Origin of the sequence: Colwellia sp. BRX8-7 (assembly GCF_014077275.1) — a bacterium.
In the GTDB taxonomy this organism is placed as follows: Bacteria; Pseudomonadota; Gammaproteobacteria; order Enterobacterales; family Alteromonadaceae; genus Colwellia_A.
Genome location: NZ_JACGVP010000005.1, coordinates 1 through 16,213, shown reverse-complemented (window position 1 = coordinate 16,213; position 16,213 = coordinate 1). Strand labels below are relative to the sequence as shown.

Genomic DNA, 16,213 nt, shown 5'->3' with positions numbered 1-16,213 from the left:
ATAAATAATTACGTTTACAAATATGAGGGAACCCCCTCCGAAAATTTTGAGGGCGTAATTATCGCAATTGTTCGGTGTACATTGCAAGTTAACTAAGACGAAAATAAAATGAAATTACTCAGTAACTCACAAAGTTGTTTAAAAACGCTCAGTTACGATGCGTGGTGTCACAAAAATTAATAATTCTTTTTTCTCATTAAAGTTGTTGCTATTTCTAAATAGCCAACCAAAATAGGGAATATCGCCTAAAACAGGTACTTTTGATACTGTACTGATAATTGCTTGTTGATAAATTCCGCCAAGAACAATCGTTTCGCCATTATTAACTAGCACTTGTGTACCTATTCTCTGAGTATCAATTGCAGGTGCTTGGCCACTTTGTACATCAGAGACAGTATCTTGAGTAACAACTAAATCAAGAATAATACGATCGTCTGGGGTAATGTGTGGTGTTACCGTTAAACTAAGCACAGCTTTTTTAAATTGGGTTGACGTCGCGCCACTTGAGGATGCTTCTTGATAGGGAATTTCGACCCCCTGTTCAATATACGCTTGTTTTTGATTTGCCGTAGTAATTCTTGGGCTTGCGATAATTTCACCCTTGTTTTCTTTCTCCATCGCGCTCAACTCAAGATCCAATATAGTACCATCGGCTAATCGCGCCACTTGAAAAGCAATACTACCTGCTGGGTTTGCTACGGGTAAGTTAACATTTAATCGGTCAGCTAAATTAGGTACCAGTCCACTTGCCGCAGAATTAGCCCCCTCTAAGGAGCCAGAGCCCGCATATTCCCCGTCAGTATCAGTAACCCCCCAGCGTATACCTAACTCTTCATTAATGCTGTCTTTCACTGTGACCATACGCGCTTCTATAATGACTTGTCGTACAGGAATATCTAAAACATTGACCATACGCTTTATATCTTCGATACTTTTCGCCGTATCACGAATTAATAAGGTATTCGTTCGCTCGTCAACACTGACACTGCCACGTGTTGACAAAATACTGTTGTCATCATTTTTAATTAAGTTAGCAAAGTCGGTTGCCTTAGCATAATTTACTTGTACGTATTCAGAGTAGAGTGGCGCAAGTTCAGCGACTTGCTGTTTAGCTTGTAAATCACGTGCTTCACGGGCAGAAAGTTCGTCGCTCGGAGCAACCATTAAAATGTTGCCTTCCATACGCTTATCTAAGCCTTTAACTTTTAATATAATATCCAGGGCCTGATCCCATGGCACGCCGTCTAAACGCAAAGTCACATTTCCAGAGACGCTATCGCTGGTCACTAAGTTAAAGCCATTGTAATCAGCAATAATTTGTAAAACGGTACGAACAGGAATGTCTTGAAAATTTAAAGAAATAGCGCGACCACTAAAATCACCATCTTCTTCTAAGTAACCGGGCGCCTTATCATTTTTAACAACGGTTAATGAAAAAACATTATTAATCTGTTGATGCTTAAAAGTAAAATCACTATTGATATCGACAATAAATTTGGCATTGCGTCCCTCTCTAAAGGTTTCGATGCCAGTAACTAACGTACCAAAATCGGTAACATCTAATTTATAAAGTAAATCGTCAATAATTTGGGTGTTATGGAATTCGATATACAGCTTGCCAAGTTTGTCTGTCACATCAACAGCAACCATACTGTCATCAAGGTAAACCAGTATTTGTGCTTCATTGTTTTCACCATTACGAAAATCTATCGAATCAATGTTGTTAATAAAGGTATTACCTAATGGATTGACCTTGGTAATCGGCGAGTCGCCCACACCTTTATTGAGGATTAATGAGAAGAACTTACCATTTTGCTTAATATCAAAAACTGACAGTTGATCTAAGTGAACCGTAGCAACCACTTTTCCTGCTAATTTTTGCACGCTAACATGACTAACACCGGCATGTTCAACAATGGTTTTTAATAACTTTTCATTAAACTCATTCGCATCAAAGGTAATGCTAATTTGAGCAGGATTCATCGCCGTTTTCATCACGGGTGGATTAACAATGGTTTCGGTGAGTTCAAACTGCAACTCTATTTCATCGTTCTGTAAAGTATTATATTTAATACCGATTAGATCACTAGACCATGCCGAAAAAGCCAAAGAATAGAGCATAACTGCGGTGATAACACTTCGCGTTACCGTTAATGTAACTGACTGATTAGTTTTTATTTTATTAAATAGCAACATTACTTCCCTTGCCCCTCTGTACCTGACTTGACCATTTTAAGTGTCGTCTCACGTTCGACCCAACAACCAGCGCCATCAGCAATTAATTCTCTAACTTTAACATCAAATGGATTCACCATTGTAATGCGACCATGATTCAATCCTAAATAACTTCCAACAGCAACTCGATGTAAGGTTGCATCAGAGGCCTCAACAAGTGCCCAAATAATCTCTTGTTCTCCTAAAGTTCCACGCATTGATAAGTTGCTGAGCGGATACTTTTCCAAGGGCTGCTTGCGGCGACGAGGATCTGGACTCAAACATCCTGACATCTGTTGAATTTTCTGTTGGATTGCTTCAACTTCTGGTTTATCAAATGGACTTCGTAACCCTTGCGCTGAATAGTCAAAATGACCAAACTTTGAAATTACCGGCATAGGTTTAATAACATTGGGTGTATTTGCCTGCACTGTCGCTATATGGGTACGTAAATCACTGGTATCATCAAAGCAACCACTGACACTGATAACAAGCGCAATAAATAAGACTGACTTTTTCATTTTTCTTCAGCCTCTCGATAACGATAAGTTTTTGCTTGTAGTTTTAAACCCAGCAAACCATTTTCCATATTGTTAATATCGACATCAAAGTCATGCAAAGTAACAATTCGAGGTAACCCAGCAATTTTACTGACAAAGTTACCAAACTCATGATAAGAACCAACCACTTCAATATCAATAGGAAGTTCAATATAAATTTCACGGGTTATTTCTGGCTGCCAATTAAGCTTAACAAATTTCAGCCCACTTGTTGTCCCAACAAAAGTTATATCATCAAGTAAGCCAGGGGTTTCATGACTTTCAGGCAAACTTCTTAATTGATTGGCAAATAAGGCCTCTGCCTCTTTCATTTGCTGCTCAAATAATTCTAAATTGGCAGCAACATGGTATTTTATTTGATATTGGCTTTTTAGTGTAACTTCTTCCGCCGCGTAATTATCGAGTGTTGTTATTTTATCACTGATTAATAAAAAATAACCTAACACCAAAACCACGATAGCGATAAAAACGGCTAATGTTATTTTGGCTGCTTTTGGCCATTGCCCAACGTTATCAGCCTCTAAACCTTCAAATTGTTCAAAGAATTGAGTTAAATCTATGTTCATGATTTACCTCCGTTAGTGATGACTTTTCCGTCATCTCCACTATTTAATAAGCCTTTAATACGCACCCGCATTTTAAAGTCACTCAATAATTTGTTTTTTGCTTCATTGGTCGTAATAGATTCTAAAATTGCATCGGTAAATAACACCGAGCGCTCTATTTCACGGATCATATTCGCTAAATGATTATTCGATTCACTTTTGCCAACGATGTTAATACTGTTGCCCTGTTTTTCAAGACGGGTCAAATAAACACCTGTTGGCACTATTTTAGCTATTTCATCAAAAACTTGGGTACCCACATTTCGGCTGCGCTGAAGTTGTTCAACCACTTGAGTTCTTTTTTGTAATTCTTTTTTCTTTTCGTTTAAGTTTTTAATTTTTATAATACGGGCGTCTAGAAGAGCAATTTCTGTTTTTAAAAACTGATTACGTGAATTTTGACCATCAATACGCATTTGGTAAAATTGACTAATAATAAAAACCATTGCGAAGGCGATTACGGCAACAATAGTAAGTAGGGTAAAATACTCACGTTGTTTGGCTTTTTCGGCTTCTTCGCGCCATGGGAGTAGATTTATAAATGCCATGAAACAAAGCTCCTCAATGCTAAACCTGCTGCTACCATATATTGAGCGGCGGTTTTATCTAACACATCTTTATCTACACTGTCGGCAACGGTCATCGATTTAAAAGGATTGGCAATAATAGTATGGATACCTAATTCTTCAGTTAACAAGGCTTCAAGACCTTCAACATTAGCACTACCACCTGAAACAATAATATAATCTACTTTCTTTTTCCCACTAGAGGTTAAGAACATTTGTATTGCACGGCGAATTTGCTGTGTAAAAATGGTGTGAAACGGTCCTAAAACTTCAAAGGTATAATTAGGCGGCAAGTCATTCGTTATTTTGGCATGCTCGGCTTCTTCAAAGGTTTGATTATAATATGAAACAATTGATCGAGTGTATTGTTCGCCGCCAAAGAGTTGATCACGGCTATAAATATGTGCGCCAGCATCAGTCACCGAAAACAAGGTCATCACCGCGCCCACATCAACTATAGCAACCGTTTTGTCTTTAGCATCATCGGGTAATTGCGATAAACTTAAATCGTAGGCTCGACTCACGGCATATGACTCAACATCAATAACCTTAGTTTGAAATCCTCCCAATTCTAAAGCCGCAACTCTCGCTTCTACTGATTCGGTTCGAGCAGCACTTAATAAAACATTAACCTTGGTTGGGTCTGATTCATTAATGTCCAGTTTTTCAAAATCTAAACTAACCTCATCTAAAGGGTAAGGAATTAAACTATCGGCTTCAATTTCAATTTGACTGGCGAGCTCGTGCTCAGACAAATTAACGTCCATATAGATAACTTTAGTAATAACGGTTTGTCCAGAAACGGCTGCTGCAGCTTGATTGACTGAAGAGGTAATTTCTTTTCTGATTTTAGTAACAACTTTGCCAACGGCATCAATGTCTTGGATTTCTCGGTCAATAATAGCGCCACGGGGCATAACTTCTGTTGCTAATGCTTCCAGCACATACCCTTCATCATCTTGACTTAACAAAACCGCTTTTATTGCATGAGAACCAATATCAATACCAACTATTAAAGATGTATTCTTTTTAAAAAGACTGCTGAGCATAACATCCTACTAATATGAGTAAATTCACTAATAACGACACAATTTAAATAAATAAATTTAAATAAACATTATTGCATTGCTTTATATTAGGCATAAACCTGAGATAAATACATTTATTACATGCTTTTAAAGGATATACTAGTGTTATTAATCGTTTTTTTGTCCAATATTGAGAGAAAAATTTAGTGCTTTTATTTAAACGTCTCATAAAAGTAGGGCTAATCTTTATATTTTTAGCTTGTTTGTCTTTAGCCGCTTTATATTTATCAATGCGCAGTGAATTGCCCAGTGTGACTTCATTAAAAGACATGCAATGGCAAACGCCGATGCAAATTTTTAGTGCCGATAATAAGTTAATCAATCAGTTTGGCGAAAAAAAACGCATCCCCTTAAAGCTTAACGAATTTCCACAACAACTGATTAACGCCATTTTAGCCAGTGAAGACGATCGCTTTTATTCACATTTTGGCGTCGACCCAATTGGACTAGGCAGAGCTGTACTCGGTAAACTGATGGGACAAAACAAAGGGGGTGCAAGTACCATTACCATGCAAGTGGCACGAAACTTTTTCTTATCCTCTGAAGTAACCTACACTCGAAAAATCCGTGAAATATTTTTAACTTTCCATATTGAAAGTTTACTCACAAAAGATGAAATACTCGCCCTGTACATGAATAAAATACCGTTAAGTCATCGTAGCTTTGGTTTTGGCGCAGCAGCACAAGTATATTACGGTAAAGATGTTAAAGACTTAACACTGGCACAGATAGCGGTACTTGCTGGTTTACCTAAAGCACCTTCTAACAGAAACCCTATAAGTTCGCCTGATAACGCCAAGACCAATCGCGCAATTGTTTTACAGCGTATGTATAGCGCAGGCTATATCAACTCAACAGAGATGGAACAAGCAAACCAAGCCCCTATTACCGGCAAGAGACACAGTGTAGAAATTGAGTTGAATGCGCCATACATAGCAGAGATGGCACACCAAGAGATGGTCGATCTCTATGGAAAAGAGCTTGCCTATACCGGTGGCTACAATGTTTATCTAACGGTTAACTCAGACTTTCAAAGAGCAGCACAAAAAGCAGTAATCGATAACTTACTGTCATACGATTTGCGACATGGATATCGTGGCGCAGTCGTTTCTTTACGCCCAGAGTTAACTGAAAATACAAGTACTATTGATAAGGTAGCTGAGCTCAGCGATGATGAAGTTATCAAAGCGCTTAATAAAATCGATAATTATCAAACACTTTTTCCTGCTGTGATCACAGGTATTGCTGAACAGTCAGCGACGATTAAATTTTTAGGTCATCAAGATAATAACCACATCACTTTGCAAGAAGGCGATATATTATGGCAAGGCATGTCGTGGGCACGCGAATTTATTAATGATGAAAAACAGGGCGCTGCACCTAAGCTTGCCAATGAAATACTCCAATATGGCGATGTTGTCTTTGTTATTAAAACCGCGCAGGGTTTTACATTAAGCCAGCTACCAGAAGTGAGTTCTGCTCTCGTCTCTTTATCAACAGATAATGGTGCGATAAAAGCAGCTATTGGCGGATTTAGCTTTCAGCAAAGCCAGTTTAATCGAGTTACACAGGCAAAACGACAAGTGGGCTCTAACATAAAGCCCTTTATTTACTCCGCCGCTTTAGATAATGGCTTTACCTTAGCCACACTCGTCAATGATGCGCCAATTAACCAATGGGATGAAAGTTCAGGTTCAGTTTGGCGTCCAGAAAACTCTCCCCCTATTTATAACGGCGACATTCGGGTTCGATTAGCACTTGCACAATCTAAAAATGTTATCGCTGTTAGACTATTAAGAGCGGTTGGATTAGACAAAATAATTCCGCATTTAACAGCCTTTGGCTTTGTGCCCAACGATTTACCACGAAACGAAACACTTGCTCTAGGCTCTGCATCTCTAACACCATTAGAAGTGGCCACCGGATTTGCAACCTTCGCGAACGGCGGCTATTTAATCAGACCCTATTTAATTGATAGAATAGAAGATTCGTTTGGTAAAGTCCTCTTCCAAGCAAATCCAGCTATTGCCTGTGACATATGTTCACTAGAAATTAAGCAACGAGATATTAATAATTCCTCAGTCCCGGTTGAGCTTTTAGCTGAAAAAGACCTACGTCCACTTATTAAAGCTGAACGAGTGATTAGCCCGCAGAACGCTTTTTTAGTGACACAAGCATTAAATGCGGCAATTTGGGGTTCAGATTATCAAATGAAACCGTTTTGGCGAGGAACAGGATGGCGCGCACAAACATTAAAACGACATGATATTGCAGGAAAAACAGGGACAACAAATCAATCAAAAGATGCGTGGTTTTCAGGCTTTAGCCGTCGATTGGTCACTACTTCTTGGGTAGGCTTTGATGACCCTGGCAGAAGTTTGGGTAAAACACGTTATAATAGCAATCTCGATAAATATCAAATTACCGGTGGCGAAGCTGGTGCAAAATCAGCACAACCAGCTTGGATAGACTTTATGGAAGTAGCATTAGTTGCTCATCCTGAAGAACCTTTTATTCAGCCTGTTGATATAGTGTCAGTACGCATTGATAAAAGCAGCGGTAAACTGACCAATAAAACAGATAAAACCAGCTTTTTTGAATACTTTCAGTTTGGCACCGCACCAACAGAATCGGTAACACAAGATAATAGTAGTGAAATACTTGATGGCTCACGTATTTTTGATGAGAGTAGTAACGGCGATATATTTTAACCAGACAGTAATTTTCTTCCGATATCATTAGTCGCCTGACAAATGTTAGTTAGATACTTGCTGTAACTTGTCGCTATTGTCAGCTTTTGACTTTTATAACTTTCATTTGCAACTTATTCCTTACAGAACAAAACATTTATTTAATTGTTTTGTTCCTTTTACAAAAATAAATTCACTGTAGATTATGCGAATCAACAGCATAATTTACAGTCTCTCCCACAAAGCAAAACCAGCAATAAGCTGTTGTAATAAAACAATTAAAATAAATCAACATGGTTCTAATGGTAAAATATTTAGTTTAATTACTCAGTCACCGTATCTTCCCCCCTACCACTATAAATGAAAGTTATAGTGAAAACTTTCACAACGAAAGAAATTTTACTTTCGTTTTGTCTAATAATCGCCTAAAATTGCGTTCTCAAACATGTTTAACACAAAATGTTCACTGTCGTACTTTTAGGAGAGTATTCGCTATGGCTTCTTTAGAAAGCTCAATTGATTTATCTGTATATGGCATCAATGATGTTGCCGAGATTGTTTACAATCCGTCTTACGAGTTACTCTTTGCTGAAGAAACTAAGTCTGAACTGACTGGTTTTGATAAAGGCATAGAAACCGAACTTGGTGCGGTTAACGTCGATACGGGTATTTTTACCGGTCGCTCACCTAAAGATAAATATATTGTTCGTGATGATACTAGCCGTGATACGGTTTGGTGGTCTGATCAAGGTAAGAATGATAACAAACCAATGACGCAAGAAACTTGGGATCATTTAAAGACTTTAGTGACTACTCAACTTTCTAAACAGCGTTTATTTGTTGTCGATACTTACTGTGGTGCTAATGCCGATACACGCTTAAAAGTTCGCTTTATCACTCAAGTTGCATGGCAAGCTCACTTTGTTAAAAACATGTTTATTCGCCCTTCAGATGAAGAGTTGAAAGATTACGAACCCGATTTCATCGTAATGAATGGTGCTAAAACAACTAACGATAAATGGCAAGAACAAGGTCTTAACTCTGAAAACTTTGTTGCCTTTAACCTTACTGAAAAAATTCAATTAATCGGCGGTACTTGGTACGGCGGAGAAATGAAAAAAGGTATGTTCTCAATGATGAACTACCTATTACCTTTAAAAGGTATTGCTTCAATGCACTGTAGTGCAAACGTCGGTGAAGAAGGCGATGTAGCGGTATTTTTCGGCTTATCAGGTACAGGTAAAACAACGCTTTCTACAGATCCAAAGCGTCAACTTATCGGCGATGACGAACATGGCTGGGATGATAATGGTGTGTTTAACTTTGAAGGTGGTTGTTACGCTAAAACGATCAACTTAAGCAAAGAAAATGAACCTGATATTTATAATGCGATACGTCGCAATGCATTATTAGAAAATGTTAGCGTTGATGAGCACGGTAAAATTGATTTTGATGATAACTCAAAAACTGAAAATACCCGTGTGTCTTACCCAATTGATCATATTGAAAATATTGTTAAGCCTATTTCTCGTGCTGGTCATGCGAAAAAAGTTATTTTCTTAACTGCCGATGCTTTTGGTGTATTACCACCTGTTTCAAAGTTAACCCCCGCACAAACTGAATATTACTTTTTATCTGGTTTTACAGCTAAACTTGCTGGAACTGAGCGTGGAATTACCAAGCCGACTCCGACATTCTCAAGTTGTTTTGGCGCAGCCTTCCTAAGCTTGCACCCTACTCAGTATGCTGAAGTTCTACGTAAACGTATGCAAGCCGTTGGTGCTGAAGCTTACTTAGTTAACACCGGTTGGAATGGTACGGGTAAACGTATCTCAATAAAGGCTACTCGTGCGATTATTGATTCGATTCTAGATGGTTCTATAGATAGCGCTGAAACTACTGTTTTACCGTTATTTAATTTAGAAATCCCAACGAGTGTTGCAGGGGTTGAAGGCGATATTCTTGACCCTCGTGATACTTACATAGATAAAGAAGAGTGGAACACTAAAGCAGAAGATTTAGCTAAGCGCTTTGTTAAAAACTTTAGTAAGTTTACTGATACTGATAATGGTAAGTCATTAGTCGATGCTGGACCTCAGCTATAAAGACTTAATATTTAAATGTTATCACTAAAAAGCCGCTAAACTTAACGTTTAGCGGCTTTTTTCTGTTCAGGATGAACAGTCATCACAGCATGACCATTCTTAGTGAGACATCCCTTCTATGGCATCAGTCCATTGTGCAACGCACGGTTACTATGTGAATTTCAGAAAATTTATTTAATGGGTAATAAAACCTTGGCTGATAAACCGCCTTCAGTACGGTTAGTTAACAGAACATCACCACCATGGGTATTCACTATCTTCTTTATTATCGCTAAGCCTAAACCACTTCCTTCTGTGCCTCGCGCTTTATCCCCTTGCGTAAAAGGTTGGAACAAACGTTCTATATCTTCTTCAGGAATACCAGGGCCGTTGTCAGACACACAGAAATACACTGACTTTTTATCCGCTGAAATCCCGGTAATAATATCAATATCTCCATCAGAGTAACGTAAGGCATTCTGAATAATATTAGCAACCGCTCTCTTCATCGCAACAAAGCGTAGCGGTATTTCAGGTAGTTCTTGCTCTGAAAAATTTATCTTCCGACCATAAATAAGTTCGGTTTGCATCACATCATTAATTAAGTGATTGAGATCGCAAAGCTCAGGCTTATCTTTACTGTTATGTCGAATGTAGTCGATAAACTGATCAATAATACTGTTCATATCATCAATATCGCCTTCGATACCCTCTTTTAAAAACTCATCTTGTGTTGACATCATCTCCGCCGCAAGGCGAATTCTGGTTAATGGCGTGCGTAAATCATGAGAAATTCCGGCCATCAATAAGTTACGATCGTCTTCAAGCTGTTTTATACCTCGAGACATATGATTAAAAGCTTGAGTTACCGCAACAATTTCAGTGGTACCTAACTCGGCTAATGGCTGAGGAAACTCGCCACGCCCGACATCTTCTGCGGCTTTTTGTAATGCTTTTAAAGGACGATTTATTTGCCGAACAAACAACCAGCCGCCAATGACACTTAATAGGCCCAGAAACATTAACACCACTGTAAGCGGAGAAAAGTTTGCTTCTTCTAGACCTGAAAGGGGAATTCTGATCCAATAATGTGGCGCTTGCGGAGGCCTGATCCAGAATATATATTGCTCCCCTCCTTGGGTCAGTCTCAGTTCAGCATCACCATCAAGTAATTTTGACATCTCTTTAGAGCGATGCGCAAGATAGGTAGCTTCTGCCAACCCTGACGATAATGCGTCACTTTCACGATAAACTTCAATGCCCGTTTTTTCTTGAAATGATCTTGAGAATGCCTTTCTAAGCAGATCATCATCAATATCAATAAGCACAACCCGTACTTGTTTTGCTAACAACTCATTAGTTAGCTGAGTATTAGGTTGGATGATGTAATAAACCATAGATACCCAAGAAACAACTTGATTAATCAAGAGTAAAAAACCAATCAAGAGTACGGTTTGCCCAAAGGCACTACGTGGCAATATTTTCATGGTTTACATCCATAGTAAGGTCTTATCTTATATAAGGTAGGTAACGGTGTTAAATGCACTAATTGACTTCTTTACCTTCAGGCACAAAGACGTAACCTAAACCCCAAACCGTTTGAATATAACGAGGTTTTGCCGGATCTACTTCTAACATTCTTCTTAAACGTGACACCTGTACATCGATACTACGCTCTAAAGCTGAATAATCACGACCACGCGCTAAATTCATCAGTTTATCACGAGACAGTGGCTCTCTCGGGTGAGTGATCAGGGCTTTTAAAACAGCAAATTCGCCACTCGTTAAAGGCATATTAATATCACCTTTTACCATCTCTCTAGTGGCAAGGTTAAGTTGATACTCACCAAAAGAAACAATGTTCTCTTCTTGTGAAGGAGCGCCAGGAGCTTCTTGTACCCTACGTCTCAATACAGCTTTAATTCGCGCTAATAATTCTCTTGGGTTAAAAGGTTTTGGCATGTAATCATCAGCACCGAGTTCCAACCCAATAATACGATCAACTTCATCACCTTTGGCGGTTAACATGACAATTGGCATATCATTAGATTGTTGACGTAAGCGACGACATATAGATAAGCCATCTTCGCCAGGTAACATCAAATCTAAGACTAACAAGTGAAAGTTCTCTCTCTCAAGTAAACGATCCATTTGCTCTGAACTCGCCGCAGTACGCACGGCAAAACCTTGTTCAACTAAATATCGCTCTAAAAGCGCTCGAAGGCGCATATCATCATCAACTACTAATATCTTTTTAGTTTCATTACTCATCGGGGTCATCCTATAACAATCATCTGTTCACTATAATCTAAAAAAAGTAATAATAAAGCTGCCTTTAAGAATTAAAGTTAATGTATTTGTTACAATTTATGAAATTTGCCTTTTTACAAGCATAAGGAGATACAACACTTACTCTGTGTGACTAGGTTTAATTATTGAAGTGCTCAATCATCAAATAACCACGAAACTTATTATTACTTTTTTGTTATCGAGAACTTATCATTTTTGCCACATTGAACACGTTAAAACCTATATCTGTGACTATGCATAATGATTGATATTAGTCTTATTTACGGTTGATTACTTTTAAAGGGATACAGCCAAAATCGCTTTCTCAAAAGACAACTTTTTGGTCATAATATTTGAGACTCGATCAGCAATATTTAGGATCACTTTGTGCGCATTGCTGACGTTAGCTATTGGTTGTTCTTTAGGTCAACTGATAGCCATAAGCTGACCTTAGCTTTTGCAAAATCATAATGATATTCAGGGTAACAATAACCGAAATTTACTGCTCATTTGTGGGGGCAGGTTTAAGCCTCAAAGTCGACTGTGGAGTTCATATTCACTAACAAAGGATAAAACTCCTTTAGTACCCATATATTAAATTTTATTATCTTGTTTAATTCGGAATCCACAAATATAAGATAATGTAACTTGTTGTCTAAAGTCACCAGCTTGAGTTTATAGTAATACCAACGGATGACATTTCAAGACAACTGATTAAAAGTCAGTTGCTAGGCGGTGATATGCGTTGAACATAATACTCTATAGTGGTATTCAAATGGTTAATTACCATCACTGGTTTTTATGCCGTTGCTAGTGAAAATAAACCACCTAATAATTTTGCACTAAAATCAATCTAAATTTATACCAGTAAATTTTAAGGCATTAATTCAAAGGGTTGGTGAATTATATAGTGTCAGATAAATTTACAGTATTGCATTATTAAAACACGTTCAAGCTATTATCCTATTGTAACTTATGCATATTTCTTCATTGGTATGGTATTTGCACTCTTTAAGTTAAGTATAAAAACGAGAATAAATTAACTAACTTCACTCAAAATGAGTTGAAAGGGATATAAAATGAAATTTAATGTTTTAAAAGCTACATTAGCAGGATTAGTATTTACTGTGAGTTGTCTAGTTAACTCAGCTAATGCCGGACTTATAGTAAGTGGTGAAATTAGAAATATTGATGGAGATAACGATTCAGCAATCGATGACTCATTGATTTCCCAGATCTCATTCTATGTAAGTGCAGGAACGTCACTCACAATCGACTCGTTAGTACGAGAAATTAACAATACGGATTTAAATGGCGATGGTGAGATTACCGGATTTGACAATTATATGAGGCTGTTCGCAGGCACATCAAACCTCACCGCCAATGATGATTATTCATCCGTGGGGCGTGATAGCCTCCATGGGTATGATAGTTTGATCAATTACACATTTGCGACCGCAGGCACATACATGGTCACAGTGGGACAATTATTCTATTCAGAACAAGAAGCTTTACAGGGTTACGATACTAACAGGCTCTATAACAACAGGGAAACTGGTGGAGAGTTGGATCATGGTGACTGGAGATTAACGTTCACAGCTAACGGAGGTAGCGTGTCAAACGTGAGTGTTATAAACGGTGTAAGCCAAGTACCAGAACCATCAACACTTGCTATTTTTGCATTAGGAATAATGGGTTTAGCGTCACGTCGATTTAAGAAACAATCTTAAATTTACTGATTCAATATCAAAATTAATTATCGATGACAGTATGCCTGCATAAACCCATGTAACCCAATGTTGTCGATAATCATCAAGAAGCATTTGCCAATTTGGTTGATGCTTTTTTTTACCCTTAAAGCTGCATTAGTCGACGAATGTGTTTCCTAATGTCTGCTTACCGTCACAAAGCGATCAAAAAATGCTCCCATACTTTATCGTTTCTAATGACCGCTCTGTGGCATTAGTTAGCCTAATCACTCAACACTAAGTCGTTCACTTTTTTGCTTGTAAATTATCAAATGCTTAAGACTTCTTGGTGCGCATTGCTGACTTTAGAGATAAGTTTTTTGCGATATATTTTCTAATGAATTACTTTATAAATTATTGGTTATACAATCTAACTGTAAAAATACGCTAATATGACAATCTCCCCCGTTGAAATAACTATAATTTACAAGGAACGTTATGAACAAAGGTCTAATTCAACTTTCTCTAATAGCAGTTTTTATTCTAGCTGGCCAATGTTTTGCAAGCTCTTCATTAAGCTTTGATAAGCTTTTAAGGAGCCATGTTGATGAAAAAGGACCGGGAGTGTCTGTCATCGTGACCAAAGGTGGGGAAACTATATATAGTGGTTCTTACGGCATGGCTAATATTGAGTCTGGAAGGGTACTAAAGACAAACAGTGAATTCAAACTTGCATCAATAACAAAACAATTTACGAGCACGGCTATATTGATGCTGCAAGAGCAGGGTAAATTATCCATAAAAGATGATATTCGCAAATATTTTCCAAACTTCCCACCGCAACAAAATGAAATAAGAATCGAACACCTAATGAGTCATACTTCAGGATTTTACAGAAACCCGAAAAAAATAGCGGTACATAGAAAGACATCAACAACTTTAGAAAAATTAATGGTTTTATTGCTGAAGGAAAAAATTAAATTTCAGCCTGGTGAAAAGATGAGTTATTCAAATACAGGCTATCTGTTGCTTGGTAAAATTATTGAAATTGTTAGCGGGCAAACTTATGGTCAATTTATAGAAAGTAACATATTTAATAAATTAGGCATGAATAACAGCCATTATGGCGGGCTGGATTCAAATTCAAAAGGCGTGATAGGTTATTATCGAACACGTAAAGGTGTTATTAAAAAAGCAAATCCAGTAGATGTATCATGGGCTTTTTCTGCTGGAGGTTTAGTTTCAACAGTTGACGATTTGGCCACTTGGTATCGCAGCCTGAGCCAAGGAAAACTGATTTCAGCAGAAAGTTATAAGGTGATGATTACAGAGTTTAAACTTAATGATGGAAGTTCATCTCGTTATGGCTTTGGATTAAACAATATTAAAATCCACGAACGTAAAGCAATTATTCATCAAGGGGGAACTCCTGGTTTTAGAACTAGTTCAGTGTATTTCCCTGAAGAGGATATTTATATTGCAGTATTGAGTAATGACGGCTCCTCAAAACCTTTCAATTTGACTCTATTATTATCGGCTGAAATGTTTGCTATTAATCACCCTGGCTATAGCCGCTTTGATATTGAACAAACTCAACTTAATAAATTGTTGGGACGTTATAAAGTAGATAACGACTCAATACGTACATTGTTCGTTGAAGAAGGAGTTATATACACTAAAAGAGATGATTCATTACCTTATGAAGTAATCCCAATGTCTCTAAACAGCTTTTTCTACAAAGGTACATTAGCCTATTTTGTTATTGATGAAGATGATACAGGAAAGCTTACATTGAGCTATTACCCAAGACTATCATCTACTCCTCAAAAAGCAGTGAAGCTATAATTTGTAGGAATTTAACTTGGAAAAACTAAATACTCTATGAATATGACTTTTCAAGTTTGTCAAATTACCGTTAGTTTTATTTTTTGCAGAGGTTAACTTACAGTTTAAATGCTGATTATTTCGATATTATCCATACGAAAACTAATCCTAATCTCAGTTTTAACTCAATTACCTAATGTCTCGAATGTGGCAAAAGTGATCATCAGTGGTCAATCTCATTTGGTGATTGATAATATCAATCATTATACGCAGTCACATATCTATAAAGATACGGTGATATTTACTCTGTAGAAATAACCTGCTCTGTGTTTTGCTAAAATTTAAATATAAAAAAGACGCCTAAGCGTCTTTTCTTGAATTATCGTGAGCACTAAAATCTGCAATTATGCGATGCCTCTTTCAAGTATAGCGATACAACACCTGCTCTGTCTTGGCAACTTTGACAGTTTTGCTAAAATCTAGATATAAAAAAAGACGCCTAAGCGTCTTTTCTTTAAGTTCTCGTGAGAACTAAAATCTGCAATTATGCGATGATTTTAGATACAACACCAGCACCAACAGTACGACCACCTTCACGGATAGCG

11 protein-coding genes are annotated in these 16,213 nt (G+C 37.6%); 4 read left to right on the top strand and 7 right to left on the bottom strand.

Annotated features, from left to right (window positions below):
- Nucleotides 1–138: 138 nt before the first annotated feature.
- From H4J57_RS06125 to H4J57_RS06105, 5 genes are read right to left on the bottom strand one after another with little or no spacing between them, the layout of a single operon-like run.
- Nucleotides 139–2,196, bottom strand: coding sequence for a type IV pilus secretin PilQ (locus tag H4J57_RS06125; protein ID WP_182242260.1), 2,058 nt, complete (start codon nt 2,194–2,196; stop codon nt 139–141).
- Nucleotides 2,196–2,735 carry a pilus assembly protein PilP gene (locus H4J57_RS06120; protein ID WP_070375648.1) on the bottom strand — a complete coding sequence of 180 codons (540 nt, stop codon included), beginning with the start codon at nt 2,733–2,735 and terminating at the stop codon, nt 2,196–2,198. The genes H4J57_RS06125 and H4J57_RS06120 overlap by 1 nt, the downstream gene beginning before the upstream one ends.
- Nucleotides 2,732–3,340 carry a type 4a pilus biogenesis protein PilO gene (locus tag H4J57_RS06115; protein ID WP_182213857.1) on the bottom strand — a complete coding sequence of 203 codons (609 nt, stop codon included), beginning with the start codon at nt 3,338–3,340 and terminating at the stop codon, nt 2,732–2,734. Before H4J57_RS06115 ends, H4J57_RS06120 begins: the two co-directional genes overlap by 4 nt.
- Nucleotides 3,337–3,927 (bottom strand): PilN domain-containing protein, encoded by a 591-nt coding sequence (locus H4J57_RS06110; protein ID WP_182242259.1) that lies wholly within the window; start codon nt 3,925–3,927, stop codon nt 3,337–3,339. Before H4J57_RS06110 ends, H4J57_RS06115 begins: the two co-directional genes overlap by 4 nt.
- Entirely contained in the window at nt 3,915–4,994 is a 1,080-nt protein-coding gene (locus H4J57_RS06105; RefSeq protein ID WP_182213859.1) for a pilus assembly protein PilM, read from the bottom strand. The genes H4J57_RS06110 and H4J57_RS06105 overlap by 13 nt, the downstream gene beginning before the upstream one ends.
- A 185-nt stretch (nt 4,995–5,179) precedes the next feature.
- Here H4J57_RS06105 and H4J57_RS06100 point away from each other — a divergent pair, with 185 nt between their 5' ends.
- Nucleotides 5,180–7,744, top strand: a complete 2,565-nt coding sequence (locus tag H4J57_RS06100; RefSeq protein ID WP_182242258.1) for a penicillin-binding protein 1A — start codon at nt 5,180–5,182, stop codon at nt 7,742–7,744.
- Between the two features lie 473 nt (nt 7,745–8,217).
- The gene (gene pckA / locus H4J57_RS06095; RefSeq protein WP_182242257.1) at nt 8,218–9,828 is read left to right on the top strand and encodes a phosphoenolpyruvate carboxykinase (ATP); all 1,611 of its coding nucleotides are present in this window, start codon (nt 8,218–8,220) and stop codon (nt 9,826–9,828) included.
- A 170-nt stretch (nt 9,829–9,998) separates the two neighbouring features.
- Here the strand turns inward: pckA and envZ are convergent, their stop codons facing one another.
- A complete protein-coding gene (gene envZ, locus H4J57_RS06090) occupies nt 9,999–11,294 on the bottom strand; it encodes a two-component system sensor histidine kinase EnvZ (protein WP_182242256.1) in 1,296 nt (431 codons plus the stop codon).
- A 58-nt stretch (nt 11,295–11,352) separates the two neighbouring features.
- Entirely contained in the window at nt 11,353–12,078 is a 726-nt protein-coding gene (ompR, locus tag H4J57_RS06085; RefSeq protein ID WP_070375641.1) for a two-component system response regulator OmpR, read from the bottom strand.
- A 1,097-nt stretch (nt 12,079–13,175) separates the two neighbouring features.
- On the opposite strand from ompR, the gene H4J57_RS19800 reads away from it, so the two are divergent.
- Together H4J57_RS19800 and H4J57_RS06075 are read left to right on the top strand one after the other, a co-directional pair.
- Nucleotides 13,176–13,826 carry a DVUA0089 family protein gene (locus H4J57_RS19800; RefSeq protein WP_220470274.1) on the top strand — a complete coding sequence of 217 codons (651 nt, stop codon included), beginning with the start codon at nt 13,176–13,178 and terminating at the stop codon, nt 13,824–13,826.
- Between the two features lie 456 nt (nt 13,827–14,282).
- Entirely contained in the window at nt 14,283–15,629 is a 1,347-nt protein-coding gene (locus tag H4J57_RS06075; RefSeq protein WP_182203206.1) for a serine hydrolase, read from the top strand.
- Nucleotides 15,630–16,213: the final 584 nt, after the last annotated feature.